The sequence below is a fragment of the Agrococcus sp. GW821-FHT14H11 genome (genome assembly GCF_058803545.1).
Genome location: NZ_JBXAPA010000001.1, coordinates 82,421 through 107,085, shown reverse-complemented (window position 1 = coordinate 107,085; position 24,665 = coordinate 82,421). Strand labels below are relative to the sequence as shown.

Genomic DNA, 24,665 nt, shown 5'->3' with positions numbered 1-24,665 from the left:
CGCCGCGTACCGTAGGAGCGGGCAGCGGCCCGGCCCCCGTAGCCCAACCGGCAGAGGCGGCGGACTTAAACTCCGCGCAGTCCGGGTTCGAATCCCGGCGGGGGCACCGGACAGGACTACGCACCTCTGCGCATTCCCACGCGGCCCCGGCGCGCCGATGATCGAGGGGAACCGGGGCGCCCCAGCTCCCGGCACTGTCGAGGAGGACACATGAACCGCGCCGCATTCGCGCGCCGCGCCACGGCCGCCGTCGCGCTCACTGCCGCCATGAGCATGGTCGGGGCCGCCGCGGCCTCAGCGCACCACTGCTACCGCGACCAGTGGGCGGCCGCCGCCTACCAGCACCACATCCAGGGCGGCACGGCGTGGGTGTCGCTCAGCGACCTCGGCGCCATGTTCATCATCCCGCCCGAGCTGCAGGCCGACTGCGGCTGGGTCGCCGACGAGGTCGTCGCCGACTGGATGGCCGACGAGGGGCTGACGCAGGAGCCGCTCATCCACTCCAAGGCGACCGTCGGCAGCGGCGCCGCCTACCAGGGCAAGGGCAACATGCCCTTCAGCTACCTGAGCGAGGCGCAGTTCGAGGTGCTCGGCATGGCGCTCATGGAGGGCGTGGAGGCCTGCGCCGCGGAGCTGCGCTAGACCCGGCGCGCGCCGCCGGCAGCGACGGGCTCCTCCCCGGCGACGGGGGAGGGGAGGAGCCCCGTCCGCTGCCCGACGAGCACCGCGCCGAGCCGGTCGCAGGCGCCGAGCTTGCGGTAGAGGTGCTCCTGGTGCTTGTGCACCGTGCGCGGCGAGACGCCGAGGTGCGTGCCGATGGCCGCCGCGGTGCGGCCCGCGTGCATGAGGTGGAGCACCGTCTGCTCGCGCGGGGTGAGGAGCGGGGCGTCGGCGGCGGGCACGGCGGGCGCGAGGGCGCGCATGCGGGCCAGCAGCTCGATGTGGCTGTCGAGGCCGCGCAGCAGCCGCGCGTGCTCCTCGAGCGGGCGCAGCTGCAGCCGCCGGATCGGGCTGGGTGCGATGAGCGTCCAGCCGTCGTACTCGCGGCCGGGCGCGGTCGTCACCTCCACCTGGTGCGCCGAGATCTGCAGCGTCTCGAACACGCGCCGCGTCGCCTCGCCGAGCAGCCATCCCGCGCGCACCGCGTCCTCGAGGCGCGTGGGGCGGGTGTCGCCCGTGTGCGCCCGATAGCGGTAGAGCGGGTGCGCGCGGATCTCGGCCGCGCACGGCAGCTGCTCGGCCGCCGGCCGGAAGCCGTGGCCGTGGATCCGCAGCACCGCGTCGGGCTGACCCGCCCGCACGCTCACGCGCGTGGCCATCTCGGTGTCGGTGTCGGCGAGCATCGCCTCCGCGAGCAGCGCCCGAGCCATCGCGACGTCCTGCTCGTTGAGGACGTCGGCGACCACGTCCACGATCCGACCGTGCATGGCGCGAAGCCTAGATCCGCGCCGCGCGGCGGGGAAGAGGCCGGTTCCGGCGCCGGTGCCGGCGGTCGGGACGAGCGGGATCGGGACGCCATCTCCTAGGCTCGCCCCATGCGCCCGCCCACAGGACAGCAGTTCACCATCACCCGCGACGTCGACGGGCGCCGCCTGCGCGCCACGATCACCGAGGTGGCGGCGACGCTCCGCGAGCTGACCGTCGACGACGTCGACCTCGTCGAGCCGTTCGCCGAGGAGAAGCGCCCGGCGAAGGGGCAGGGGATCGTGCTCGCGCCGTGGGGCGGCCGGGTCGCCGGCGGCGACTGGCAGCTCGACGGCGAGACGCAGCGGCTGCCCATCACCGAGCGCGACAAGGGCAACGCCAGCCACGGGCTGCTGCGCTTCTCGCCCTACCGGCTGCTCGAGCAGACCGAGTCGAAGGTGCTGCTGCAGGCGACCATCTACCCGCAGACCGGCTGGCCGTTCCTCGTCGACACGTTCGTCGCCTACGAGCTCACCGACGACGGCCTCACCGTCACGCACGAGGCGATCAACAGCGGCACCGAGCGCGCTCCCTGGGCATGCGGCGCGCATCCGTACCTCGCGGTCGGGGCGACGCCCGCCGACCAGCTCACCCTCACGGTGCCCGCGGCGCGGGTCTTCAACGCGGTCGACCTGATCCCGACGGAGGAGACGCTCGTCGATGCGATGGATGCGTCGGCCCCCGACCTGCGGGGCGGCCGTCGCCTGGCGGAGCTCGACGTCGACCACAACTACGCGGGGCTCGAATTCGTCGGCGGGGTGGCGACGGCGTCGCTCGTCGACGACCAGGGGCGGGGCGTCGAGCTCTGGCAGGACGCCGCCTTCCCGTACTCGGTGGTGTTCACGCCGCGCGACTTCCCGGCCGTCGACGGGGCCCGGCACGCCGTCGCGGTCGAGCCGATGAGCGCGCCGGCGAACGCGCTGAACTCCAGGCAGGGGCTCGTCTGGCTCGAGCCCGGCGAGACCTGGCGCGGCCAGTGGGGCATCGCGCCGGTCGGCTTCTGACGGGTCGGCCAGGTTAGCGTCGGCCGCATGATCACCGACTCGAAGCTGCCCACGCCGTTCCTGCTGACGCTCGCCGCAGCCGCCACCATCGCGCTCGCGTCGTGCGGCTCGGCCACGCCCTCCGCGCCGTCCGGCACGGCTCCGACCGGTGACGCGCTGCCCAGCGCGAGTGCATCGGGGTCGCCCGAGGCGACCCCGGGCGGCGCCGCAGCGAGCATGGAGGGAGCGCTCGCCGCGATCGCCCTCGCCGAGCGCGAGACGGGCGCGGTCGCCTACGAGCTCGACGACGGGGACGACGACGGCTCGTGGGAGGTCGAGCTCGCCGAAGGCACCACGCAGGTGAGCGTGCACGTCAGCGGCGACGGCGCCACCGTGCTGTCGACCGAGCGCGACGACGAGGTCGACGGCGACGATCGCGCCGCGCTCGACGCCGCAGGGATCTCGCTCGCCGACGCGATCGAGGCCGCGGCTGCGGAGGCGGGCGGCGCGCCACTCGACGAAACGACGCTCGAGGACGACGGTGACGGGCAGGCATGGCAGGTGAAGTTCGACGACGAGCTCGAGGTCTACGTCGCGGTCGCCGACGGGTCGATCCTCCGCGTCGACTGACGCGTCAGCGAGCGCCGGCCCCCGCCGCCGTGCCGCGCTCGGCGGCCGCGACCGGCTGCCGCAGGATGGTGCGACGGCGAGCGGGCTCGACGCGGCGGAAGTCGCTCAGGTAGACCTCGTGGTGCCGTCCGGTCATCCGCAGCCCGGCGCCGGCGATGGACTCCTCGTGCATCCGCGCGAGCACCGGACCCTCGTCGTCGAAGGCGCCGACGTGGAGCGTCTGCACGCAGCGGCCCTCGGCCAGCGTCTCGAGCCGCACGTCATCGAACCGCGCCGGTGCGCCCTTCTTGCGCACCGCATCCATCGCCTGCGCGAGCAGCCCGCGGTCGATCCAGTCGGGCACGAGCATGAGCAGCGTCCAGTCCCACCGCGCCTTGTCGCGGGCCGTCGTGAACGACGCCGGGTCGGCCGCAGACCACAGCCCCTCGAGCGGCATCGCCGCGTAGTCGCGGGCCAGCTCGCGCTTGCTCGCGAACTTCAGGGCGTACGCCAGCGGGTAGAGCGACGCGATCGCCTCGGCGAACGGGGCGCCGTTCGGATCGCCGTGCCCGTCGATCATCAGGTATTGCAGCGGCGGCACGTCGACGGTGCGGAACTCGCCCCGCTTCGCCCGGTAGGCATCGAGCTGCCGCTTGAGATCGATCTTCTCCACGCCCTCACCCTGCCAGGCAGCACGCCTTCGCGGGGACCCGCGCACCGCCGTTGCGGGTATAGTTGACCTGAGTACAAGAAGTCTGATCGGCGAGTGCCGCGGGGAATGGGAGCGGACGAGCTGATGCATGCGAGCGGCACGGCGATCATCGCGCTCGCGGGCGTCACCAAGCGCTACCGGCGCGGTGACGACGCCCGCCCGGCGCTCGACGCCGTCGATCTCAGCATCGACCGCGGCGAGATCTTCGGCGTCATCGGCGAGAGCGGCGCAGGCAAGTCGACGCTGCTGCAACTGGTCAACGGGCTCACGACCGCTGACGCCGGCACGGTCACCGTCGCCGGCCGAGACGTCGGCGGGCTCGGCCGCCGCGGCCTGCGCGAGCTGCGCCGCGACATCGGCGTGGTGTTCCAGGGCATCCACCTGCTCAGCAACCGCACGGTGGCGGCGAACGTCGCGCTGCCGCTGCAGCTCGCACCGCGGGCGCAGCGCCAGTCGCGGCAGGAGGAGGCGCGGGCGGTCGCGGAGATCCTCGAGTTCGTCGGGCTCGGCCACCGCGCGCACCACTACCCGGCGCAGCTGAGCGGCGGCGAGCGGCAGCGGGTGGGCCTCGCCCGGGCGCTCGTCGGCCGCCCCTCGCTGCTGCTGTGCGACGAGCCCACCTCGTCGCTCGACACGACCACGACCGCCGAGGTGCTGCGCGTGCTCGCGAGGGCGCGCGACGAGCTGGGCACCACCGTCGTCGTCATCACGCACGACCTCGACGTCGTGAAGGCGATCTGCGATCGCGCGGCGCTGCTCGAGCGGGGCGCCCTGCGCGAGGTGCTCACGGTGGCGAGGAGCGACTACCGGTCGCTGCCGAGCTATGCCGAGCAGGTACGACGGGAGCTGCAGGCATGACCTGGCTCGCCGACCTGCTCGCCGAGCACGGCGCCGACCTGCTCGAGTCGCTCGCCGAGACCGGCTACATGATGGTCGTCTCCCTGGCCGCCGCGGTCGTGATCGGCCTGCCGCTCGGGATGACGGTGTTCCTCACGCAGCGCGGCGGCATCGCCGAGCACCGCCCGGTGTGGTCGATCGCCAACCTGTACATCAACGTCGTGCGCTCGTTCCCGTTCCTGCTGCTGGTGGTGTTCCTCATCCCCTTCACGCGTGCCGTCATGGGCACCAGCTTCGGCACGCAGGCGGCCACTTTGCCGCTGTGCTTCGTGGCGGTGGCGATCTACGCTCGCCTGGTCGAGCAGATCCTGCGGGAGATCCCGCCCGGCATCTCGCTGGTGGCGCTCGCGATGGGCGCCACGCTGCCGCAGGCGGTGTTCCGGGTGCTGCTGCCCGAGGCGCGCTCCGGACTGCTCTACGCGCTGACGTCGGCGGCGATCAGCCTGCTGTCGTTCTCGACGGTGCTCGGCGTCGTCGGCGGCGGCGGCATCGGCGACTTCGCGATGCGCTACGGCTACCAGGAGTACGACGACGCGCTCATGTACCTCACGATCGCCGTCATCGTCGTGGTCGTGCTGGCGATCCAGGCCGTCGGCCACCGCATCTCGGTGCGCCTCGACCACCGCTGACCGCGCCTCACACCCCCTCACACCCCGACACCCCTCGACCTCCCCACGACCCAGTCCCTCCCGAAGAAAGAAGACGCATCCATGCGACGCACCTCGACCCGCGCCCTCGCGCCCGCCCTCGCCGCCGCCCTGCTGCTCACCGGCTGCAGCGCCCAGTCGGCACCGGAAGCCGCAGAGTCCGGCGCGCCCGCCGCCGAGACCGTCACGATCCAGGTCGCCGCCGTGCAGAGCCCGATGACCGACGTCGTGCTCGCCGCGGGCGAGGCCATCGAGGAGGGCTACGAGATCGAGCTCGTCGAGGTCTCCGACTACGTGACCGCGAACACGATCGTGGACGCCGGCGACGCCGACGCGAACTTCTCGCAGCACGTGCCCTACATGGAGCTCTTCAACGAGGCCAACGACGGCACCCTCACCGCGGTGCAGCCCGTCTACAACTTCGTCATCGCGTTCTACTCGAAGACGCTCGACGACATCGCCGCGCTCCCGACCGGCGCGACCGTCGCGATCCCCGACGACGCCTCGAACACCGGCCGCGCCCTGGAGCTGCTCGCGAGCGAGGGCGTCATCGCGCTCGACCCGGCGGTCGACCCGTACGCGGCGACGGTCGACGACATCACCGAGAACGCGAAGCAGCTGGAGTTCCTGCAGGTGCCGATCTCGTCGCTGAACGCCGCCTACGAGGAGGCCGACCTGGTCTTCCAGTGGCCGTCGCACATCGCGGCCCTCGGCCTCACCCCCGAGGAGGACGGCCTCATCACCGAGCTCGACGGCACCTTCGCGCTGCAGCTGGTGGTGCGCGAGGAGGACGCGGACTCGGAGGCGACCGCGGCCCTCATCGACGCCTTCTCGAGCGACGGGGTGCGCGAGGTGATCGAGGCGAACCCGACGATCGAGGTCGCGTTCGGCTGACGACGAGCGGATGCGGTGGGCCCGGTGGGGCTCGAACCCACGACCAGCGGATTAAAAGTCCGACGCTCTACCGACTGAGCTACAGGCCCCTCGCTCCAGCGTACCGAGCGGCACGGGGGTCGGCCGCGCGGATGATTCCGGTCGCTCCCCCTGGTGAGCGCGGCGCGCATCCGTCAGAGTTGGCCCGACCCGCCCCTCCAGGAAGGCCGCATGACCGCCGAGACACCCGCGCGCCCGTCGTCGGCCGACGACGCGACGGCTGCGGCGATCGCCGGCGAGCCCGTGCGGCAGCGGCTGCTGACCACCACCGATCCGGAGGTCGGGTTGACCACGGCCGAGGTGTCGCAGCGGGTCGCCGACGGGCGCGCGAACCGGCTCGCGCACGCCTCCAGCCGCACGCTCATGTCGATCCTGCGCGCCAACCTGTTCACGCTGTTCAACCTCGTGATCGCCGTCTGCACGGCGGTGCTGCTGCTGCTCGGCCGCTGGCAGGACGCGCTCTTCTCGTTCGCCGCGATCTCGAACGTCGTCATCGGCGTCGTGCAGGAGCACGGCGCGAAGCGCAAGCTCGACTCGCTCGCGCTGCTGCACGTGCAGCGCAGCACGGTGGTGCGCGACGGCGAGCGGCTCGACGTCGCCATGGAGCAGCTCGTGCAGGACGACATCCTGCTGCTGCGCCTCGGCGACCAGGTGCCCGCCGACGGCGTGATCGTCGCGACCGAGGGCATCGACGTCGACGAGTCGCTGCTGACGGGCGAGTCGGAGCCGCAGCTCAAGCACGTCGGCGACGGCGTGCTCTCGGGCTCGGCCGTCTCGGCGGGCTCGGCGGCCGTGCAGCTCACGAGCGTCGGCGGCGACTCGTTCGCGGCTCGCCTCACCGCCGAGGCGCGTCGCTTCTCGCTCGTGCACTCCGAGCTGCGCGCGGCGCTCGACCGCGTGGTGCGCTGGATCTCGATCGCGCTCGTGCCGCTCATCGCGATCGTGCTCAACGGCCAGATGCAGGCGCGCGGAGGCTGGGCCGCGGCGATCGAGAGCGGCGCCTGGCAGGACGCGGTCGTGCTCGCGACCGCCGCGATCTCGGCCTCCGTGCCGCAGGGCCTCATCCTCATGACGTCGATCGCGTTCGCCGTCGCGGCCGTGAAGCTCGCCCGCCGGCAGGTGCTCGTGCAGGAGCTCGCCGCGGTCGAGGGGCTCGCGCGCGTCGACGTCATCTGCCTCGACAAGACCGGCACCCTCACCGAGGGCGACGTCGAGCTGCTCTCGGTCGCGCCGGTCGGCGACGACGGGAGCCCGGGGGATGCGCTGACCCCGGACGACCTCGGGCGCGCGTCGGGCGCGTGGCTCGACGCGCTCGCCTGGTTCGGGCACGACGAGAGCGCCAACGCCACCGCCAAGGCGATCGCCCCCGCGCTGCCGAGGCCCGCCGATCGCGCGAGCGCCGTCATCGGCTTCTCCTCCGCGCGGCGCCGGAGCGCCGTCGCGTTCGCCGCCGGGCGGATGCGCGGCACCTGGATCCTGGGCGCCCCCGAGTCGGTTGTCGGCGACGAGGCGGCGCACCCCGCGGTCGCCGCCCGCGCGCTCGAGATCGCCGCCGGCGGACGCCGCGCCCTCGTGCTCGCGCACGCACCGCATCCGATCTCCCCCGAGGAGGCGGAGCGGCAGGAGCTGCCCGCGGCGCGGCCCGTCGCAGTGCTCGCGTTCGGCGAGCACGTGCGGCACGACGCGGCCCTGACCCTCGACTACTTCCGCGCGCAGGGCGTGGAGGTGCGCATCCTCTCGGGCGACCACCCGCGCACCGTCGGCGCCGTCGCGCGGCAGGTGGGGGTCGACCTGCCCGGCGACGCCTTCGACGCGCGGCACCTGCCGGCGGAGCCCGCGGCGCTCGCGGCGGTGCTCGCCGAGCACCGGGTGCTCGGGCGCGTCACGCCGGGGCAGAAGCGCGGCATCGTCGAGGCGCTGCAGGCGATGGGCCGCACGGTCGCCATGACGGGCGACGGCGTGAACGACGCGCTCGCGCTCAAGACCGCCGACCTCGGCATCGCGATGGGGTCCGGCGCGCCCGCGACGAAGGCCGTCGCGCGGCTCGTGCTGCTCGACGGGCGCTTCTCGCACCTGCCGCGCGTGGTGGCCGAGGGGCGGCAGGTGATCGCCAACATCGAGCGCGTCTCGCGCATCTTCCTGACGAAGACGACGTACGCGTTCACGATGGCGCTGCTGTTCGGGGCGCTGCTGCTGCAGTACCCGTTCCTGCCGCGGCAGCTGTCGGCGACCGACGGGCTCACCATCGGCATCCCCGCCTTCTTCCTCGCGCTCATGCCCGCCGCGACCCGCTACGTGCCGGGCTTCCTGTTCCGCAGCCTGCGCTTCACCGTGCCATCGGGGGTGACGGTGGCGCTCGCGATCCTCGCGACGACGCTCCTCGGCCGCGCCGCTGGCGCCGACGAGCGCCAGGTGCAGACCGCGGCGGTCATCACGCTCACCGTCTGCGGGCTGTGGGTGCTCGGCATCGCCTGCCGGCCCTTCACGCCCACGCGTGCGGCGATCGTCGCCGTCATGGCCGCGTCGCTCGTGATCGCGGTGCTGCTGCCGCCCACCCGCGACTTCTTCGAGTTCCGGCCGCCGGAGCCCGACCTGCTGCTCGGCTCGATCGGCCTCGGCCTCGTCGCGAGCGTGCTCATCGAGCTGTGGCACCGGCTCGCGCCGAAGCTGCCGCCGGCGATCGTCGCGGATGCGCCGCGGACGGCGGGCGACACGGCCTGAGGGCGCGGCGCGCGTCCAGCCTCGCCGCCTATCGTGCTCGCAGGACCGCCACTCGAGGAGCCGCCATGACCCTGTCCCTCCGCCGCCCCGCGCTCGCGCTGCTCGTCGGCGCCGCCGCAGCCATGCTCACCGTCGGGTGCGTGCCGCAGCCGCCGGCCGCGCCGCCGCAGCCCACCGAGACCCAGGCGCAGCCGGCGCCGAGCGAGTCGCCCGAGGCGACCGAGACCGCGGCGCCGAGCGACACCGCCGCGCCGGCCGAGGGCCCCTACGAGATCACCGCCGAGGGCCAGGACGGCTCGGTCTGGAGCTTCGAGGTGACCGACATCGCCGTCGTCGAGACCGACGCGGCGGGCGACGCGGCGGAGCCGGGCAAGCAGCTCGTCGAGGTGCTCGTGTCGGGCGAGATGCTCGAGGGCGACGAGGCCGACTTCTTCCACGCCTTCCACATCTACATCGTCGACGACGCCACCGGCTCGCAGTACGGCCTCAGCTCCGCATCGAACTACTACGCCGAGGGCGACCTGTTCACCACCGGCACCGAGCCGTCGTTCGTCGACGGCGTCGGCATCTTCCACATCCCCGACACCGTCGAGCTGAACCACGTGCGCGTCACGACCGACCAGGGCGGCGTCTGGGACTTCACCGGCTGACGCCGCCGGGCGCATCCGGGATGATGGGGCGGATGGCTGACGACTTCACCCGCCCCACGTTCTTCTCGAACGACTGGTTCGACCGCGTCGAGGGCGACGTCGACCCCGCGGTGCGGCTGCAGCTGGCGAGCGAGACGGCGCAGGCGCTCCTCGCGCGCGTGCGCAGCGGCGCCGACCCGGGCGTCGTCGAGCGCATCCTGCGCGTCGCGCGCGAGGACGGCATCGACACGGTCGCCGAGCTCTGGTCGCAGGCCCGGCCGCACTCGCTGCCGGGGGCGCTGTGGCGCGTCAACCTGCTGCACGCCCTCGTCACGCAGCGCGCGCCCGAGGCGGCCGCGCTCTACCAGGAGGGGGCGGATGCGCTCCACTCGGCCGCGCCGGTCGTCGCGGGGGTGCCGGCACCGGCGAGCCCCGCGGAGCTCCGGGCGCTCACCGAGACGATCCTCCGCGGCGTCTTCGCCGGGGACTTCGCGCTCGCGCTCGAGCGCGCCGCCGCGTTCGCGACGGTGACGGCCGCCGGGGCCGTCGAGGCCGCCCACCGGGACGAGGCGACGCATCCGGAGCGCGCGGGCGAGCGCACCCGCATGGCGGCGTCGCTCGCCGACATCGCGGGCGACCTGCAGGTCTGCGCGCGCATGTGGCGCTCGGAGAGCCTCGTCTGAGCCGCGGACGCGGCGCGCCTGTGCACAGCCTCAGCGTCGCCGATGAGGATCCGTCATAGGCTGACGGCCGGGTCGGCGCACGGGCGCCGGCGTCCGACCAAGGAGCACGACATGGCACGCCGCACCCTCGCCGCAGCGATCATCCTCACCGCGGGCGCGCTCGCCCTCACCGGCTGCATCCCGCTGCCCCCGGCGGTCCCCGCGGCGCCCACGGCGCCCGTCGAGCCGGGCGACCCCATGCAGCCGACCGAGTCGACCGAGCCCGGCGCGACCGCCGAGCCCGGCACGGGAGGCCAGGTCGCTGGCGAGGAGTTCACCGTCGACGACGGACTCGGCGACGTGTGGACCTTCTCGGTCGTCGCGGTCGAGGCCGACCCGCCCATGGAGTTCGCCGAGCCCGAGCCCGGCACCGCCTTCATCGGCATCGTCATCGACGGCGAGCACCTCGAGGGCAGCGTCGACTTCACCGGCTGCTTCGACATCCTCGTCGTCGGCAGCGACGGCGAGCAGTACGACTGGGCCGACACGATCGGCACCGCGACCGCCGAGGACGACATCTTCTACGCCGACACGCAGTCGTTCACCGGCGCGCGCGCGGCCGTGCAGCTGCCCGAGGGCGTCACGCCCGCGCAGCTGATCTTCCGGTCCGTCTACGGCGAGCCCGACGTGCCCGACACGGTCATCGACGTGCAGTGACCGACCGCTGAGCGGCAGGGTCGCCCGGGTTCCGGGCGCCCCTGCGGCGTTCGCGGGGAGCGCATCCGCCCGCGTGTCACGCCGAGGCTCGCTACCCTGGTGAGGCCGGGCCGCGTCACCCCGGGCTCCAATATTCGCCGCTACGAGCGGCCTTTCCGCCGAGAGGCGTTTCGCGGTCCGGCACTCTCATGCCCGGAACCCTGCGGCCGCGTTCACCCGCTGTTCACCTTCGCGGAGCCTCGTCGCCACCCGGCCTGCCTACCGTGGTCCCTGGCGCGCGATCGTGCGCCCAGTCCCGGGGATCCTCAGCCCCTGCACCGACACTTTCCGAAAGGGAACACTGTGAAGTTCACGAAGCTCGGCCGCGCTGCGGTCGTCGCCGCAGCGGGCGCGCTCCTGCTCTCGTCCTGCGCCGCCAACGAGCCCGCCGCCACCGAGCCGACCGCCGGCGAGACCCCCGCCGCCGAGTCGACCCTCTCGGGCGACCTCGCGGGCGCTGGCGCCTCGTCGATGGGTGCTGCGCAGGAGGCTTGGATCGCGGGCTTCCAGACGGCCAACCCCGACGTCAACGTCACGTACGACCCCGCCGGCTCCGGCGCGGGCCGCGAGCAGTTCATCGCCGGTGGCGTCGGCTTCGCCGGCTCCGACGCGATCCTCGGCGACGACGAGCTCGAGGGGACCTTCGGCGCCTGCGTGCCCGACACGCTCCCGGTCGACCTGCCCGTCTACATCTCCCCGATCGCGGTCATCTTCAACGTCGAGGGCGTCGAGTCGCTCAACATGGACGCCGCGACGATCGCCGGCATCTTCTCCGACCAGATCACGAACTGGAACGACCCGGCCATCGCCGAGCTGAACCCCGACGTGACGCTGCCCGACGCCCCGATCACCGCCGTGCACCGCTCGGACGACTCGGGCACCACCGAGAACTTCACCGAATACCTCGCCGCGACGGCTCCCGACGTCTGGACCGAGGGCGTCTTCGAGACGTGGGCCTACGGCGGCGAGGGCGCCCAGGGCACCTCGGGCGTCGTCGACGCGGTCACGAACGGCACCAACACCATCGGCTACGCCGACGCGTCGCGCGCGGGCGGGCTCGGCACGGTCGCGCTGCAGGTCGGCGAGGAGTTCGTGCCGTTCTCGGCCGAGGCCGCCGCTGCCGCGGTCGACGCGTCGCCGCGCATCGAGGGCCGTCACGAGGGCGACATCGCCGTCGAGCTCGACCGCACGACGACCGAGGCCGGCGTCTACCCGCTCGTGCTCATCTCGTACGCCATCGCCTGCACCGACTACGAGGACGACGCGACCGCCGAGCTCGTGAAGGCGTACCTGTCGTACATCGTCTCGGCCGAGGGACAGTCGGCAGCGGAGGCCAACGCCGGCAACTCGCCGATCTCGGACGCGCTGCGCGACGAGGTCCTGGCTGTGATCGACACCATCCAGTAAGACTGGCATCATCACTCCGTAGCCTTCGGGCTGCACCGTCCGGCCGGGGCGCACGTTCGCCCCGGCCGGATTCCATGCCCTGGTCCGTCCCCGAGCCCGCTGGGAGCCCCATGACCACCGCAGCACCGCCCGCGACGCGCGCAGCCGCGCCGAACCGGCCGGCTGACGTCATCTTCAAGGCGGTCTCCACCACCGCCGGCGTGCTGATCCTCGTCGCCCTCGCGGGCGTCGCGATCTTCCTCGTCGCGCAGGCGGTCCCGGCGCTCATCGGACCGCTCCCCGAGGACGACAGCTTCCTCGCCTGGGTGTGGCCGCTCACGTTCGGCACCCTCTGGTCGGCGTTCCTCGCGATGCTCATGGCGGTGCCCGTCGCGATCGCGATCGCGCTGTTCATCACGCACTTCGCACCGCGCCGGCTCGCGATGGGCCTCGGCTACCTCGTCGACCTGCTCGCCGCCATCCCCTCGGTCATCTACGGGCTGTGGGGCATCGCCGTGCTCGCGCCGTTCCTGCAGCCGTCCTACGCCTGGCTCGCGCAGAACCTCGGCTGGCTGCCGCTGTTCAGCCCGCCCGCCTCGGGCACCGGCCGCACCGTGCTCACCGCATCCATCGTCCTGGCCGTGATGGTGCTGCCCATCATCACCGCGCTCTGCCGCGAGATCTTCCTGCAGACGCCGCGCCTCAACGAGGAGGCGGCGCTCGCGCTCGGCGCGACGCGCTGGGAGATGATCACGATGGCGGTGCTGCCGCACGGGCGCTCCGGCATCATCGCCTCCTCGATCCTCGGCCTCGGCCGGGCGCTCGGCGAGACGATGGCGGTCGCGATGGTGCTCGCCTCCTCCGGCGCCGTCACGTTCGTGCTCGTCGGCTCGCAGAACCCCTCGACGATCGCCGCGAACATCGCGCTGCGGTTCCCCGAGGCGCACGGGCTCACCGTCAACATGCTCATCGGCTCCGGCCTCGTGCTCTTCGCGATCACGCTGATCGTCAACGCCGTCTCGCGCATCATCATCGCGAAGACGACCGTGGACGGAGGGAGGTAGGCCATGACCACCACCACGACCGCTCCCCGCCGCGAGACGTCGAACCCGCTCACCGCGGGCCAACTGCCCGCGTGGGGCCCGTGGGCGCTGCTCGGCGTCGCGGTGCTCATCGGCGCCGCCGTCTCCGGCCTCGTCGCGGGCGCCTCCGGCACCGACTTCAGCATCGTCTCGACCGTCGTCATCGGCTACGTCATCTACCTCGTCGCGATCACCGTCGTCAGCCAGCTCATCGAGGGCGGCCGGAAGGCCACCGACCGGCTCGTCACCGGCGTCGTCGTGGGCGCGTTCGCGCTCGCGCTCGTGCCGCTCGTGTCGCTCATCGTCACCGTGGTCATCAACGGCGCGGCCCGCTTCGACATGACGTTCTTCACCTGGACGATGCGCAACATCGTCGGCGAGGGCGGCGGCGTGCTGCACGCGATCATCGGCACCCTGCTCGTGACGCTCTGGGCGGCGATCATCTCGGTGCCCGTCGGCATCTTCACCGCGATCTACCTCGTCGAGTACGGCAAGGGCGCGCTGTCGAAGGCGATCACCTTCTTCGTCGACGTCATGACCGGCATCCCGTCGATCGTCGCGGGCCTCTTCGCGTACGCGCTCTTCGCGCTCTTCGCGGGCGAGGGCGTGCGCTCGGGCTTCGGCGGCGCGGTCGCGCTCAGCCTGCTGATGATCCCGACCGTCGTGCGCTCCACCGAGGAGATGCTGAAGCTCGTCCCCAACGACCTGCGCGAGGCGTCGCTCGCGCTCGGCGTGCCGAAGTGGCTCACGATCGCCAAGGTCGTGCTGCCCACCGCGCTCGCCGGCATCGTCACGGGCGTGACGCTCGCCATCGCCCGCGTCATCGGCGAGACCGCGCCGCTGCTCATCATCGCCGGCTTCACCACGAACATGAACTACAACGTGTTCGACGGCCGCATGATGACGCTGCCGGTGTTCGCCTACAACCAGTACGTGAGCCCGGGCGTGCAGGAGCAGGCCTACTTCGACCGCGCCTGGACGGCCGCGCTCGTGCTCATCCTCATCGTCATGGTGCTGAACGTGCTGGCGCGCCTCATCGCCCACTTCTTCGCACCGAAGGCCGGAAGGTAATCCCGACATGTCCAAGCGCATCGAAGTCAACGACCTCGACGTCTACTACGGCAGCTTCAAGGCGGTGGAGGGCGTCTCGGTCGAGATCGAGCCCCGCAGCGTGACCGCGTTCATCGGGCCCTCCGGCTGCGGCAAGTCGACCGTGCTCCGCACGCTCAACCGCATGCACGAGGTCATCGCGGGGGCGTGGGTCGACGGCGAGGTGCTGCTCGACGGCGCCAACCTCTACGGCCCGGGCGTCGACCCGGTCAACGTGCGCCGCCAGATCGGCATGGTCTTCCAGCGCCCGAACCCGTTCCCGACGATGTCGATCCGCGAGAACGTGCTCGCCGGCGTGCTGCTCAACAACCGCCGCATGTCGAGGAGCGACCAGGACGACCTGGTGGAGCGCTCGCTGCGGGGCGCCAACCTCTGGAACGAGGTGAAGGACCGCCTCAACATCCCGGGCTCGGGCCTCTCCGGCGGCCAGCAGCAGCGCCTGTGCATCGCGCGCGCGATCGCGGTCAGCCCCGACGTGCTGCTGATGGACGAGCCGTGCTCGGCGCTCGACCCGATCTCGACGCTCGCGATCGAGGACCTCATCGAGGAGCTCAAGCAGGAGTACACGATCGTGATCGTGACCCACAACATGCAGCAGGCGAGCCGCGTCTCCGACAAGACCGCCTTCTTCAACATCGCGGGGACCGGCAAGCCGGGCAAGCTCATCGAGTTCGGCGAGACCACGAAGATGTTCTCGAACCCGTCCGTGCAGGCCACGGAGGACTACGTCTCGGGCCGCTTCGGCTGATCCGCCGCCGTCGGTCGAGCGGCCCTCCTGCCCCACTCCCGTTGGTCGAGTAGGCCGCGCAGCGGCCGTATCGAGACCACCACCCTCCGTTGGTCGAGTAGGCCGCGCAGCGGCCGTATCGAGACCCCCCGCCCCGTTGGTCGAGTAGGCCGCGAAGCGGCCGTATCGAGACCGGCGCGGGTTCGTCTCGATACGGCGCCTGCGGCGCCTACTCGACGAGCGGGGTGGGGACGGCGCCTGCGGCGCCTACTCGACGAGCGGAGGGTGCGGCGCCTACTCGACGCGCGGAGGAGGCGGCCCCTCCGCCCGCCCTCCCGCCCGCCGGCGCTCGCGGTAGCCCTCCCAGTCGCGCTTCTTCGCGCCCGCGGAGATCGCTGCGAAGTCGCCCCGGATCAGCGCCTCGCGCTTGGCCCTGCTCCAGCCCTGCAGCTGCTTCTCGAGCGCGAAGCACGCTGCGATGGAGTCGTCGAAGTGCGCGAACACCAGCTCGACCGGGCGTCGCCGCTTCGTGTACGCAGCACCCTCACCGCGCTGGTGCTGGTCGAGGCGGCGCTCGACGTCCCAGGTGCTGCCGACGTAGGTGGAGCCGTCGCTGCAGCGGAGGATGTAGACCCAGGGCATGCGGGTCATCGTGCGGCTCTGGCGGTGGCGCGGGGGTGCGGATGCGTCGGGGCTGTGGAGAAAGTGCGGTTCCGGTTCGTCTCGATACGGCGCCTGCGGCGCCTACTCGACGAGCGGGGGTCAGCGCTCGGGGGAGCAGTGCGTCTCGAGCGCCACGAGCGCGGGCTCGTCGCCGGCGCTCACGTGCAGCACGGTGAACTCGGCCGTGTGCAGCATCGACGCGCGGTGCGTGCGCTCCGACTCCAGCGCATCCGTCGCGTGCACGACCGCGGTCACGATCTCGGGGATGATCGGCGCGTGCGAGCAGAGCACCGTGCCGCGCCGCTTGCGCACCGCCTTGCCGATGCGCCGCGCGAGCGCATCGCGCGGGTCGACGGGCGACTCCTGGCTGATGTCGGCCGTCGCCTTGGGCTCGAGCCCCGTGAGCGCCGCGAGCGGCTCGACGGTCTGCCGGCAGCGCACGGCGTCGGAGGTGACGATGCGCTCCGGGCCGAAGGCGGCGATGCCGGGCGCGATCGACCGCGACTGCCGCTCGCCCCGCTCCGTGAGCGTGCGCGACGCATCCGCCCCCTCCCAGGAGAACGGGCTCGCCGCCTTCGCGTGCCGCAGCGCGACGATCGGGAACGTGCGCTCGTGGCCGCGCTCGAGGCGCTCCTCGAACCGCTCGATGATCGCGACGTCGTGCTGGTAGCTGCAGCGCGCCTTCGCGTCGGCGATCGGCAGCCACTCGAGCTCGAGGATCTCGTCGTTCGGCGCGAACGCCGACGCCGCGACGGTCGCCTCGTCGACGGCCGCCTGCCAGTAGTAGACGACCTTGTCGCGGCCGTCGGGCAGCCGGTACTCGCTGTGGCCGAGCGGCGCGCCGAGCACGATCGCGAGGCCGGTCTCCTCCTCCATCTCGCGCGCCGCGCACTCGGGCAGCGTCTCGCCCGGGTCGAGCTTGCCCTTCGGCAGCGAGTGGTCGCGGTGCTGCGTGCGCTCGACGAGCAGCACGAGCACCTCGCCGTCGACGCGCCGCCAGAGCACGGCGCCGGCGGCGAGCACCGGCGTCGCGGGCACGTCGGTCACCGGTTCGTCCGCTTCCGGCGCTGGATCTGGATCATGCGGTCGCGGTGCAGGTCGTCGAGCGGGGCGCCGTCCTCGGTGTAGAAGCGGCGCGTCCACGTGCCGTCCGACTCGGCGATCCACGCGGCGGTCTGGGGCGACATCGCCTTGTCGAAGTGCTGCGAGATGTCGCGCATGTGCTCGCTCGAGGTGAGCTGGATGAGTGTCTCGACGCGGCGGTCGAGGTTGCGGTGCATCATGTCGGCCGAGCCGATGAAGACCTCCTCGCTGCCGTCGTTCCAGAACGCGAACACGCGCGAGTGCTCGAGGTAGCGGCCGACGATCGAGCGGACGGTGATGTTCTCGCTCAGCCCCGGCACGCCGGGCTTGATCGAGCAGATGCCGCGCACCCAGATCTGCACCTCGACGCCCGCGCGGCTCGCGCGGTAGAGCGCGTCGATGACCTGCTCGTCGACGATGGAGTTGAGCTTGAGGCGGATGCGCGCGGTGCGGCCCGCGGTGGCGGCGGCGGTCTCGCGCTCGATGCGCTGCAGCAGTCCCTTCCGCAGGTGCCGGGGCGCGACGAGCAGCCGCTGGAACGACTTCTCCTTCGCGTAGCCCGAGAGCTCGTTGAACAGCCGCGTGATGTCGCGGCCGACCTGGTCGTTGTCGGTGAAGAGCCCGAAGTCCTCGTAGATGCGGCTCGTCTTCGGGTTGTAGTTGCCGGTGCCGATGTGGCAGTAGTGCCGCAGCCGGCCGTTCTCGCGCCGCACGATCATCATGAGCTTGCAGTGCGTCTTGAGCCCGACGATGCCGTAGACGACGTGCACGCCGGCGCGCTCGAGCTGGCGCGCCCAGCGGATGTTGGCCTGCTCGTCGAAGCGCGCCTTCACCTCGACGAGCGCGAGCACCTGCTTGCCGGCGGCGGCCGCGCGGATGAGCGCCGCGACGACGGGGGAGTCGCCGGAGGTGCGGTAGAGCGTCTGCTTGATCGCGAGCACGTCGGGGTCGTCGGCCGCCTGCTCGAGCAGCGCCTGCACGCTCGTCGCGAACGACTCGTACGGGTGGTGCACGAGCACGTCCTTGCGCGTGATCGCCTGGAAGAGGTCGGGCTGGTCGTCCTGCTCGCCGGGCAGGAACGAGGGCGCGGTGACGGGCACGCGCTTCGTGTAGTGCAGGTCTGGCCGGTCGATGCCGGCGAGCTGGAACAGGCCGCTGAGGTCGAGCAGCCCGGGCAGCCGGTACACCTCGCGGTCGGTGATGCCCAGCTCGTCGACGAGCAGGTCGAGCGTGTCGTCGTCCATGTCCTCGGCGACCTCGAGGCGGATGGGCGGGCCGAACTTGCGGCGCGAGAGCTCGTGCTCGAGCGCCTTGATGAGGTTCTCGGTGTCGTCCTCGTCGATCGTGACGTCCTCGTTGCGGGTGACGCGGAAGACGTGGTGCTCGACGATCTCCATGCCCGAGAAGACCTCGTCGAGGTTGTTGGCGATGAGCTCCTCGAGCGGCAGGAAGCGCTGCGAGCCGTCGCCGCCGCGCGACAGCTCGACGAAGCGGGGCAGCACCGCGGGCACCTTGAGGCGCGCGAACTGCTCCTCCTCCTCGTCGGGCACGCGGACGCGCACCGCGAGGTTGAGCGAGAGCCCCGAGATGTAGGGGAACGGATGCGCCGGGTCGACCGCGAGGGGCATGAGGACGGGGAAGATCTCGGCCTCGAAGCGCGCCGACATGGCCTCGCGCTCGACGTCGCTCAGCTGCCCCCACGTGACGATGCTGACGCCAGCCGCCTCGAGCTCCGGCGCGAACGACTGCTGCGCCGCGCGCGCGTGCCGCTGCTGCAGCTCGTGCGCGCGGTGCACGATCTGGTCGAGCAGCTCGTGCGGGGCGATGCCGACGTTCGTGGGCACGGCGAGACCGGTCGTGATGCGGCGCTTCAGCCCCGCGACCCGCACCATGAAGAACTCGTCGAGGTTGGAGGCGAAGATCGCCAGGAAGTTGGCGCGCTCGAGCAGCGGCACGCGCGGGTCCTCGCCCAGCTCGAGCACGCGCTCGTTGAAGGCGAGCCATGACAGCTCGCGGTCGAGGAAGCGGTCGGCGGGCAGCCCGTCGTCGGTGGGCGTGCCCTGCATCTCGGCCGACCAGCTCGACTCGTCGTCGTAGTCGTCGAAGTCGGCCTCGTTGGCGTCGTGGAAGCTCTGCTCCTCCTCGAGCGAGCGGGTGCGGCGCTCGAGGGGCGGCTCGTCGGTCGCGGGGGCCGAGCCGGGGGCGGTGACGTCAGTCATGCCGCCATTGTGTCAACGCTGGGTGAACGCCGCGCGGTGCCAGCGCACGTCGATGGCCCACTGGTCGAAGCCGGCCCGGCGGTAGAGCGCGAGGGCCGCGGCGTTCTCGCCCTCGACGTAGAGGTGGGCGGTGCCGGCCCCCATCGCCCGCATGCGCGCGAACGCGGCCTCGAGCATCCGCGCCCCGAGCCCCGCGCCCTGGCGCGCGGGCGAGACGCCGAGCACGTACAGCTCGGCGACGTCGCCGTCGGGCTTGACCCACGCGAACGCGTCGAGGCCCTGCTCGCCGGGCGCGACGACGAGGTTCGCGTCGTCGTGCCACGGCTCGGCCATGCGCGCGGCGAGGTCGTCGGCCGACATGCGGCCCTGCTCGGGGTGGTCGGCGAAGGCGGCGGCGTTGAGCGCGAGGAGGGCGGATGCGTCGGCGGGCTCGAAGGGCCGCACCCCGTCGGGCAGGCGGTCGGCCCCGGCCGGCACGGGCGCGCGCAGCTGCAGGAGCGTGCGCACCTGCGTCATCCCGAGCCGCTCGGCGATGGCGCGCGCGCCGGGCAGGTCGCCGTGCGCCCACGCGTCGAAGCCGTCGAGCTCGGCGGCGACCCGCTCGGCGAGCGCACGGCCGAGGCCTCGGCGGCGCAGCTCGGGCGCGACGGCGAGCTCGACCTCGCGCTCGGCGTCGCTCACGACCGCGAGCGCGCCGGCCTCGCCGATCACGCGCCGCTCGCCGCGCTCGAGCTCGACGAGCGCCTGGTCGTTGAACGGCCGGCTGCCGTCGTGCGCCGCGCACGCGTCGGCGAGGGACCGCGCCTCGACGATCACTCGTCCACCAGCTCGAACCGGTAGCCGACGCCGCGCACGGTGCCGATGACGCTCTCGAGGTCGCCGAGCTTCGCGCGCAGCCGCCGCACGTGCACGTCGACGGTGCGGGTGCCGCCGAAGTAGTCGTAGCCCCACACCTCGCTCAGCAGCTGCTCGCGGGTGAAGACGCGCGCCGGGTGCGAGGCGAGGAACCGCAGCAGCTCGAACTCCTTGTAGGTGAGGTCGATCGGCTTGCCGTCGACCTTCGCCTGGTAGCTGGCCTCGTCGATCGAGAGCCCGCTCGTGACGATGGGGCCGGCCTTGTGGCGGCGCGAGGAGGCGAGGCGGATGCGCGCCTCGAGCTCGGCGGGACCGGCGGAGTCGAGCACGATGTCGTCGACGCCCCAGTCGGCGGTGACGGCCGTGAAGCCGCCCTCCGACAGCACGAGCAGCACGGGCGTCGAGTCGCCGTCGAGGAGGCGGCAGATCGCCTTCGCGGCGGCCAGCTCGACCGCGCCGTCGACGATGGTGAGGTCGGCGTCGGGGGCGTGCGCGACGGCGGCCGCGGTGCCAGGGAGCGTGGTGACGCGATGCTCGAGGAGCTCGATGCTCGGCAGCACGCCCTGGTCGCGGCGGGTGAAGATCACGACGTGCGCCATCCAGCCTCCTGCCAGCACGATCCTACCCAGCGCCGCGTGCGGCCTGCGCCGCCGCCCGACCTGCGACACAATGAGCGGCATGACGTGGCGATGGGCGAGCGTGTGGCCGGTGTGGCTGCTCGCTGCCGTGGGCGCCGTGCTCGTGGCACTGCTGCAGCCCGACGACGGCATCGTCTGGCTGCCGATCGTGCTGGGCGTGTGCACGCTCACCGCGTTCGCGATCCAGCTCGGCGGACCGACGGTGCCGGGCCTCGTCGACCGGCTCGCGGCGGCCGTCTTCGGCTCGGTCGTGGTGCTGGCGCTCGCGAGCGCGATCCTGGTGCCGCTCACGGCGCTGTAGGCCGGGCGGCCGCCGGGGGAGGGCTAGGATCGACGCATGGCAGGAATCCCCGTCGTCGCCCTCGAGATCTTCTTCCTCGGTCTGCTCGGCCTTGCGATGGTCGCGATCCTCGGCGTCTCGTTCGTCGTGATCCGCAACCTCTTCAAGGGCCAGCGCTAGCCGGTGCTCGAGCTCGATCCCACGCTCCCGGCGGAGCTCGGCCCGCTGCAGTGGCTGATCGGCAGCTGGGAGGGCACGGGCGTGCTCTCCTTCCCGGTCGGCGACCGCACCGTCGAGCGCGAGTTCGGGCAGCGCGTCTCGTTCGCCCACCACGGCCACCCCTACCTCGCGTACGAGGCGTACGCCTGGATCCTCGACGACCAGCTGACGCCGCTCGCGGCCGAGACGGGCTTCTGGCGGCTCGCCCGGCCCGCGGCCGACGCCGACGCCGGCCCCGGCATGCTGCCGCCCGAGGGCGCCCCGGCCTACGACTCCGCCGAGGCGGTCGAGGCCCTGCGCCGCCCCGACGGCGCCTTCGACCTGCAGGCCCTCATCGCGCATCCGGCCGGCGTCGCCGAGCTCTACCTCGGCACGATCGACGGCCCGCGCATCGACCTCGCGACCGACGCGGTGCTGCGCGGCGCGGGCGCGAAGGAGCACACCGCCTCCACCCGCATGCTCGGCCTCGTCGACCAGCACCTGCTGTGGGCGTGGGATCTCGCGGCGCTCGGCCAGGGGCTCGAGAGCCACGCCTCGGCGAGGCTCGCCCGGGTCACGCCGAGCGAGGCGAACGAGGGCCGATGAGCGCCGCCGCGCTCACCGCCGCGATCCCGGGCGCCGTGCTCGACGAGGCCTCGGGACTGCCGCTGCACGTCGGCAACCCGATGGCCGAGCAGCGCCGGCTGCGGCAGGGCGCGCTCGTGCTGCTGCCGCGCGACGTGCTGCGCATGAGCGGCCCCGACACGCTCCCGTGGCTCGACTCGATCACGAGCCAGGCGCTCACGGCGCTCGCGCCGGGCGACTCGGCCGAGACGCTCGTGCTCTCGCCCGAGGGGCGCATCGAGCACGCGCTGCGGCTGCGGTGGACGGGCGACGAGCTCTGGATCCTCGTCGACGCCGGCACCGGCGACGCGCTCGAGGCGTGGCTGACGCGGATGCGCTTCTTCAAGCAGGTCGAGATCGACCGGCCCGAGGTCGTGGTCGTCGGCACCGCGGGCGAGCCGGCCGCCGACCTCGCCTGGATCGACGGCTGGCCCGAGGTCGCGCCCGGCGGCGTGCGCTACGGCGAGCCGACGGGGGAGCCGTGGCGCTGGTCGGAGGCGATCCTCGCACCCGACGAGGCCGCCGCGCTCGACCCGGCGCGCTTCGTCGGCACGCTCGCCGCCGACGCGCTGCGCATCGCCGCCGGCCGCCCGGCGCTCGCCGAGGTCGACGAGCGGTCGATCCCGCACGAGCTCGACTGGCTCACGACCGCGGTGCACCTGCAGAAGGGCTGCTACCGCGGGCAGGAGACGGTCGCGAAGGTGCACAACCTCGGCGCCCCGCCGCGCCGCGTGGTGCTGCTGCACCTCGACGGCTCCGAGAACGCGCCGGTGGCGGCGGGGGATGCGGTGGTGCGGCCGGGCGAGGATGCCGCAGAGGTCGGCACGGTCACCTCGGCCGCGATGCACGACGAGCTCGGCCCGATCGCCCTCGCGGTGGTCAAGCGCGGCGCGCCCGCCGACGAGGACCTCGCGGTGCGCACGGCCGACGGCGTGCTCGTCGCCGCCGCCCAGCAGGTGCTCGTGCCGCCGACGGCGGGCCACGCGCACCGGCCGCCGCGCCTGCCGCGGCTCGGCGCGGTGCGCCGGCCGGCGCCGCCGGCGTAGCGCGCGCGGCTCACGCTCGCGGCGCGACCGCCTCCCACGCGACCGTCAGCTCGCCGAGCCGCCACCTCGCCGCCGTGCCGAGCACCGGCCAGCCGGTGTCGCGCATCCGCCGCACCGTCGCCTGCCAGCGCTGCACCGCGCCGAAGTCGGCGAGCGGCGCATGCGACGCCCACGCGCGGTCGAGCTCGGCGAGCAGCGCGTGCACGCGCTCGCCCGGCACGTTGCGGTGGATGAGCGCCTTCGGCAGCCGCTCGGCGACCACCGACGGCGCCTCCATCGCGTCGGAGCCGAGCTCGTCGACCTTGAGCGCGATCGTGAGCGAGCGGGGGCCGGCGGCGTCGAGCGCCACCCAGGAGCACACCCGGCCGACCTCGTTCGAGGTGCCCTCGACGAGCAGCCCGCCCGGCGCGAGCCGCCGGAGCATCGTCGCCCAGTGGCCGGCGACCTCGTGCTCGTCGTACTGCCGCAGCACGTTCATCGCGCGGATCACGTGCGGCGGCCGCGGCGCGGGCACCTCGAAGCCGCCGAGCGCGAACGACACCCGCGCGTCCGCCGCGATCGCGCGGCCGTACCGCGTCGGGCCCGCCTCGCGGGCCGCGGCGAGCTCGGCGGTCGCGAGGGCGACGCGCTCCGGGTCGATCTCGAGCCCCAGCACCTCGAGGGTCGGGTTGCCGCGCGCGAGCCGCTCGTGCAGCTCGAGGCTCGTGGTGGCGCTCGCCCCGTAGCCGAGGTCGACGACGAGGCAGCCGGGCACGCGCGCGGCCGGCTGCGCGGCGATCCAGCGGTCGACGCGGCGCAGCCGGTTCACCCCGGTCGTGCCGCGCGTGATGCGCCCAGTCGGCTTCGCCACGCCTCCATCCTCCCGTGCGCGGCCGCGCTAGGGTTGCCGCATGGATGCGTGGCGGCGCGCGATCGCGCACGTCGCGGCTCGCTCGGTCGGCGGGCCGCTCCCCGATGACGCTCGCATCACCGTGCACTTCCACCCGGACCGGCTCCTCGGCGGGCGCTCGGTGATCGAGCGCCTCGCGGCCGGCGGCGCCTACCGCTCCCAGTTCGTCACCGGCATCTCGAACGGCGGGCTGACGGCCCATCCCGGCGGCGACCGCTGGCGCTGGGAGTCGCGCATGTTCGGCGGCGCCTACGACGACGCCGGTCCCGAGGAGCGCCCCGTGTACGGAGCCGTCGAGCACCGCCGCGGCGCCACCGGCGGCGCCATCCGCTTCGGCTCGAGCTGGCTCGAGGTCCGCCCTGAGGCGTGGGACCGCGTCACGCTCTGCTGGCCCGACAGCGTGCTCGAGCCGGAGCGCTTCGGCACGCCGGCGCGGGCGGGCGACCTCCTGGCGATGGCGGATGCGACGGCGGCCGACCCGCTGGACGACTACGTGGAGGCGCACCTGCACGGCGGCCTCGTCGTCGCGCGCGATGCGGCGCGGCTCGTGCTCGACCCGTCGTACCGCGGCACCGCGGTCGAGGCGGAGGCGGCGCGGCTCGCGGTGCCCGTCGCATGGCACGCCGGCCTCGTGCTCGAGGTCGACCGGCTCGAGTCGCTGGAGGCGTACCGCGGGATGGACACGCTCGGCCTCGCGCTCGAGCTCGCGGACGGCGGAGCGCTCGTCGCCCGCACGCTCGGCGACGCGGCGGCGCGCGGCGAGCACGACCCGCAGGCGCTCAAGCGCGTCTGGCACCTCATTGCCCGCTTCGGCCGGCCGGCGGGCTCGGCACCCGCCTAGCGACAGCGTGC

The 24,665-nt window shown here is 73.2% G+C and carries 27 protein-coding genes and 2 tRNA genes; 20 read left to right on the top strand and 9 right to left on the bottom strand.

Annotation, left to right across the window (positions count from 1 at the left end):
- Positions 1 to 32: 32 nt before the first annotated feature.
- Both AC1RNL_RS00580 and AC1RNL_RS00575 read left to right on the top strand, forming a co-directional pair.
- Positions 33 to 106: transfer RNA gene (locus AC1RNL_RS00580), tRNA-Leu, on the top strand.
- A 104-nt stretch (positions 107 to 210) separates the two neighbouring features.
- On the top strand, positions 211 to 642 hold the full coding sequence (locus AC1RNL_RS00575) for a hypothetical protein (protein WP_492934138.1): 432 nt from the start codon (positions 211 to 213) through the stop codon (positions 640 to 642).
- On the opposite strand, the gene AC1RNL_RS00570 is transcribed toward AC1RNL_RS00575, so the two are convergent.
- Positions 639 to 1,427 carry a helix-turn-helix transcriptional regulator gene (locus tag AC1RNL_RS00570; protein WP_492934137.1) on the bottom strand — a complete coding sequence of 263 codons (789 nt, stop codon included), beginning with the start codon at positions 1,425 to 1,427 and terminating at the stop codon, positions 639 to 641. The genes AC1RNL_RS00575 and AC1RNL_RS00570 overlap by 4 nt on opposite strands.
- Positions 1,428 to 1,535: 108 nt before the next feature.
- On the opposite strand from AC1RNL_RS00570, the gene AC1RNL_RS00565 reads away from it, so the two are divergent.
- Together AC1RNL_RS00565 and AC1RNL_RS00560 are read left to right on the top strand one after the other, a co-directional pair.
- Positions 1,536 to 2,468: an aldose 1-epimerase family protein gene (locus AC1RNL_RS00565; protein ID WP_310121914.1), complete on the top strand. Its 933-nt coding sequence runs from the start codon at positions 1,536 to 1,538 to the stop codon at positions 2,466 to 2,468.
- Positions 2,469 to 2,495: 27 nt separating this feature from the next.
- The gene (locus AC1RNL_RS00560) at positions 2,496 to 3,077 is read left to right on the top strand and encodes a PepSY domain-containing protein (RefSeq protein WP_492934136.1); all 582 of its coding nucleotides are present in this window, start codon (positions 2,496 to 2,498) and stop codon (positions 3,075 to 3,077) included.
- 4 nt (positions 3,078 to 3,081) lie between these two features.
- On the opposite strand, the gene AC1RNL_RS00555 is transcribed toward AC1RNL_RS00560, so the two are convergent.
- Complete coding sequence (locus AC1RNL_RS00555) at positions 3,082 to 3,729, bottom strand: GyrI-like domain-containing protein (RefSeq protein ID WP_492934135.1); 648 nt, start codon at positions 3,727 to 3,729, stop codon at positions 3,082 to 3,084.
- A 123-nt stretch (positions 3,730 to 3,852) separates the two neighbouring features.
- Here AC1RNL_RS00555 and AC1RNL_RS00550 point away from each other — a divergent pair, with 123 nt between their 5' ends.
- The 3 genes from AC1RNL_RS00550 (at position 3,853) to AC1RNL_RS00540 (ending at position 6,206) form a co-directional block, all read left to right on the top strand.
- The gene (locus AC1RNL_RS00550) at positions 3,853 to 4,626 is read left to right on the top strand and encodes a methionine ABC transporter ATP-binding protein (RefSeq protein WP_310121905.1); all 774 of its coding nucleotides are present in this window, start codon (positions 3,853 to 3,855) and stop codon (positions 4,624 to 4,626) included.
- Positions 4,623 to 5,294, top strand: coding sequence for a methionine ABC transporter permease (locus tag AC1RNL_RS00545; RefSeq protein WP_310121903.1), 672 nt, complete (start codon positions 4,623 to 4,625; stop codon positions 5,292 to 5,294). The genes AC1RNL_RS00550 and AC1RNL_RS00545 overlap by 4 nt, the downstream gene beginning before the upstream one ends.
- 81 nt (positions 5,295 to 5,375) lie before the next feature.
- On the top strand, positions 5,376 to 6,206 hold the full coding sequence (locus AC1RNL_RS00540; RefSeq protein WP_492934134.1) for a MetQ/NlpA family ABC transporter substrate-binding protein: 831 nt from the start codon (positions 5,376 to 5,378) through the stop codon (positions 6,204 to 6,206).
- Positions 6,207 to 6,222: 16 nt separating this feature from the next.
- Here AC1RNL_RS00540 and AC1RNL_RS00535 read toward each other — a convergent pair.
- Positions 6,223 to 6,295, bottom strand: a tRNA-Lys gene (locus AC1RNL_RS00535).
- A 121-nt stretch (positions 6,296 to 6,416) separates the two neighbouring features.
- Here AC1RNL_RS00535 and AC1RNL_RS00530 point away from each other — a divergent pair.
- The 8 genes from AC1RNL_RS00530 to pstB all read left to right on the top strand — a co-directional run bounded on the left by AC1RNL_RS00530 (position 6,417) and on the right by pstB (position 15,339).
- A complete protein-coding gene (locus AC1RNL_RS00530) occupies positions 6,417 to 8,966 on the top strand; it encodes an HAD-IC family P-type ATPase (protein WP_492934133.1) in 2,550 nt (849 codons plus the stop codon).
- A 65-nt stretch (positions 8,967 to 9,031) separates the two neighbouring features.
- Positions 9,032 to 9,616: a hypothetical protein gene (locus AC1RNL_RS00525; protein WP_492934132.1), complete on the top strand. Its 585-nt coding sequence runs from the start codon at positions 9,032 to 9,034 to the stop codon at positions 9,614 to 9,616.
- Between the two features lie 32 nt (positions 9,617 to 9,648).
- A complete protein-coding gene (locus AC1RNL_RS00520) occupies positions 9,649 to 10,278 on the top strand; it encodes a DNA-directed RNA polymerase subunit beta (protein ID WP_492934131.1) in 630 nt (209 codons plus the stop codon).
- A 111-nt stretch (positions 10,279 to 10,389) separates the two neighbouring features.
- Positions 10,390 to 10,974, top strand: coding sequence for a hypothetical protein (locus AC1RNL_RS00515; protein ID WP_492934130.1), 585 nt, complete (start codon positions 10,390 to 10,392; stop codon positions 10,972 to 10,974).
- Positions 10,975 to 11,316: 342 nt separating this feature from the next.
- Positions 11,317 to 12,420 (top strand): phosphate ABC transporter substrate-binding protein PstS, encoded by a 1,104-nt coding sequence (locus AC1RNL_RS00510; protein WP_492934129.1) that lies wholly within the window; start codon positions 11,317 to 11,319, stop codon positions 12,418 to 12,420.
- Positions 12,421 to 12,530: 110 nt separating this feature from the next.
- Entirely contained in the window at positions 12,531 to 13,463 is a 933-nt protein-coding gene (gene pstC, locus AC1RNL_RS00505; RefSeq protein WP_492934128.1) for a phosphate ABC transporter permease subunit PstC, read from the top strand.
- Positions 13,464 to 13,466: 3 nt separating this feature from the next.
- Positions 13,467 to 14,552: a phosphate ABC transporter permease PstA gene (gene pstA / locus AC1RNL_RS00500; protein WP_310121881.1), complete on the top strand. Its 1,086-nt coding sequence runs from the start codon at positions 13,467 to 13,469 to the stop codon at positions 14,550 to 14,552.
- 7 nt (positions 14,553 to 14,559) lie between these two features.
- Complete coding sequence (pstB, locus tag AC1RNL_RS00495; protein ID WP_146355510.1) at positions 14,560 to 15,339, top strand: phosphate ABC transporter ATP-binding protein PstB; 780 nt, start codon at positions 14,560 to 14,562, stop codon at positions 15,337 to 15,339.
- Positions 15,340 to 15,612: 273 nt separating this feature from the next.
- On the opposite strand, the gene AC1RNL_RS00490 is transcribed toward pstB, so the two are convergent.
- The 5 genes from AC1RNL_RS00490 to AC1RNL_RS00470 form a co-directional block, all read right to left on the bottom strand.
- Positions 15,613 to 15,960 carry a GIY-YIG nuclease family protein gene (locus AC1RNL_RS00490; protein WP_492934127.1) on the bottom strand — a complete coding sequence of 116 codons (348 nt, stop codon included), beginning with the start codon at positions 15,958 to 15,960 and terminating at the stop codon, positions 15,613 to 15,615.
- 120 nt (positions 15,961 to 16,080) lie between these two features.
- Positions 16,081 to 17,028 (bottom strand): NUDIX hydrolase, encoded by a 948-nt coding sequence (locus AC1RNL_RS00485; protein ID WP_492934126.1) that lies wholly within the window; start codon positions 17,026 to 17,028, stop codon positions 16,081 to 16,083.
- The gene (locus AC1RNL_RS00480) at positions 17,025 to 19,283 is read right to left on the bottom strand and encodes an RNA degradosome polyphosphate kinase (protein WP_492934125.1); all 2,259 of its coding nucleotides are present in this window, start codon (positions 19,281 to 19,283) and stop codon (positions 17,025 to 17,027) included. The genes AC1RNL_RS00485 and AC1RNL_RS00480 overlap by 4 nt, the downstream gene beginning before the upstream one ends.
- A 12-nt stretch (positions 19,284 to 19,295) precedes the next feature.
- Positions 19,296 to 20,099 carry a mycothiol synthase gene (gene mshD, locus AC1RNL_RS00475; RefSeq protein ID WP_492934124.1) on the bottom strand — a complete coding sequence of 268 codons (804 nt, stop codon included), beginning with the start codon at positions 20,097 to 20,099 and terminating at the stop codon, positions 19,296 to 19,298.
- Complete coding sequence (locus AC1RNL_RS00470; protein WP_146355498.1) at positions 20,096 to 20,737, bottom strand: winged helix-turn-helix domain-containing protein; 642 nt, start codon at positions 20,735 to 20,737, stop codon at positions 20,096 to 20,098. The genes mshD and AC1RNL_RS00470 overlap by 4 nt, the downstream gene beginning before the upstream one ends.
- A gap of 79 nt (positions 20,738 to 20,816) precedes the next feature.
- Between AC1RNL_RS00470 and AC1RNL_RS00465 the strand changes: the two genes are divergently transcribed.
- Genes AC1RNL_RS00465 through ygfZ form a run of 4 tightly spaced genes read left to right on the top strand, consistent with a single transcriptional unit; the run spans position 20,817 to position 22,924 of the window.
- On the top strand, positions 20,817 to 21,077 hold the full coding sequence (locus AC1RNL_RS00465; RefSeq protein ID WP_128190066.1) for a hypothetical protein: 261 nt from the start codon (positions 20,817 to 20,819) through the stop codon (positions 21,075 to 21,077).
- A 36-nt stretch (positions 21,078 to 21,113) separates the two neighbouring features.
- A complete protein-coding gene (locus AC1RNL_RS00460) occupies positions 21,114 to 21,236 on the top strand; it encodes a hypothetical protein (protein ID WP_263970107.1) in 123 nt (40 codons plus the stop codon).
- A 3-nt stretch (positions 21,237 to 21,239) separates the two neighbouring features.
- On the top strand, positions 21,240 to 21,860 hold the full coding sequence (locus AC1RNL_RS00455) for a heme-binding beta-barrel domain-containing protein (protein WP_364195346.1): 621 nt from the start codon (positions 21,240 to 21,242) through the stop codon (positions 21,858 to 21,860).
- On the top strand, positions 21,857 to 22,924 hold the full coding sequence (gene ygfZ / locus AC1RNL_RS00450) for a CAF17-like 4Fe-4S cluster assembly/insertion protein YgfZ (protein WP_492934123.1): 1,068 nt from the start codon (positions 21,857 to 21,859) through the stop codon (positions 22,922 to 22,924). The genes AC1RNL_RS00455 and ygfZ overlap by 4 nt, the downstream gene beginning before the upstream one ends.
- Before the next feature lie 10 nt (positions 22,925 to 22,934).
- On the opposite strand, the gene AC1RNL_RS00445 is transcribed toward ygfZ, so the two are convergent.
- Entirely contained in the window at positions 22,935 to 23,774 is an 840-nt protein-coding gene (locus tag AC1RNL_RS00445) for a class I SAM-dependent methyltransferase (RefSeq protein WP_492934122.1), read from the bottom strand.
- Positions 23,775 to 23,814: 40 nt separating this feature from the next.
- Here AC1RNL_RS00445 and AC1RNL_RS00440 point away from each other — a divergent pair, with 40 nt between their 5' ends.
- Positions 23,815 to 24,654, top strand: a complete 840-nt coding sequence (locus AC1RNL_RS00440) for a DUF3626 domain-containing protein (protein ID WP_492934121.1) — start codon at positions 23,815 to 23,817, stop codon at positions 24,652 to 24,654.
- The last annotated feature ends 11 nt before the right edge of the window (positions 24,655 to 24,665 follow it).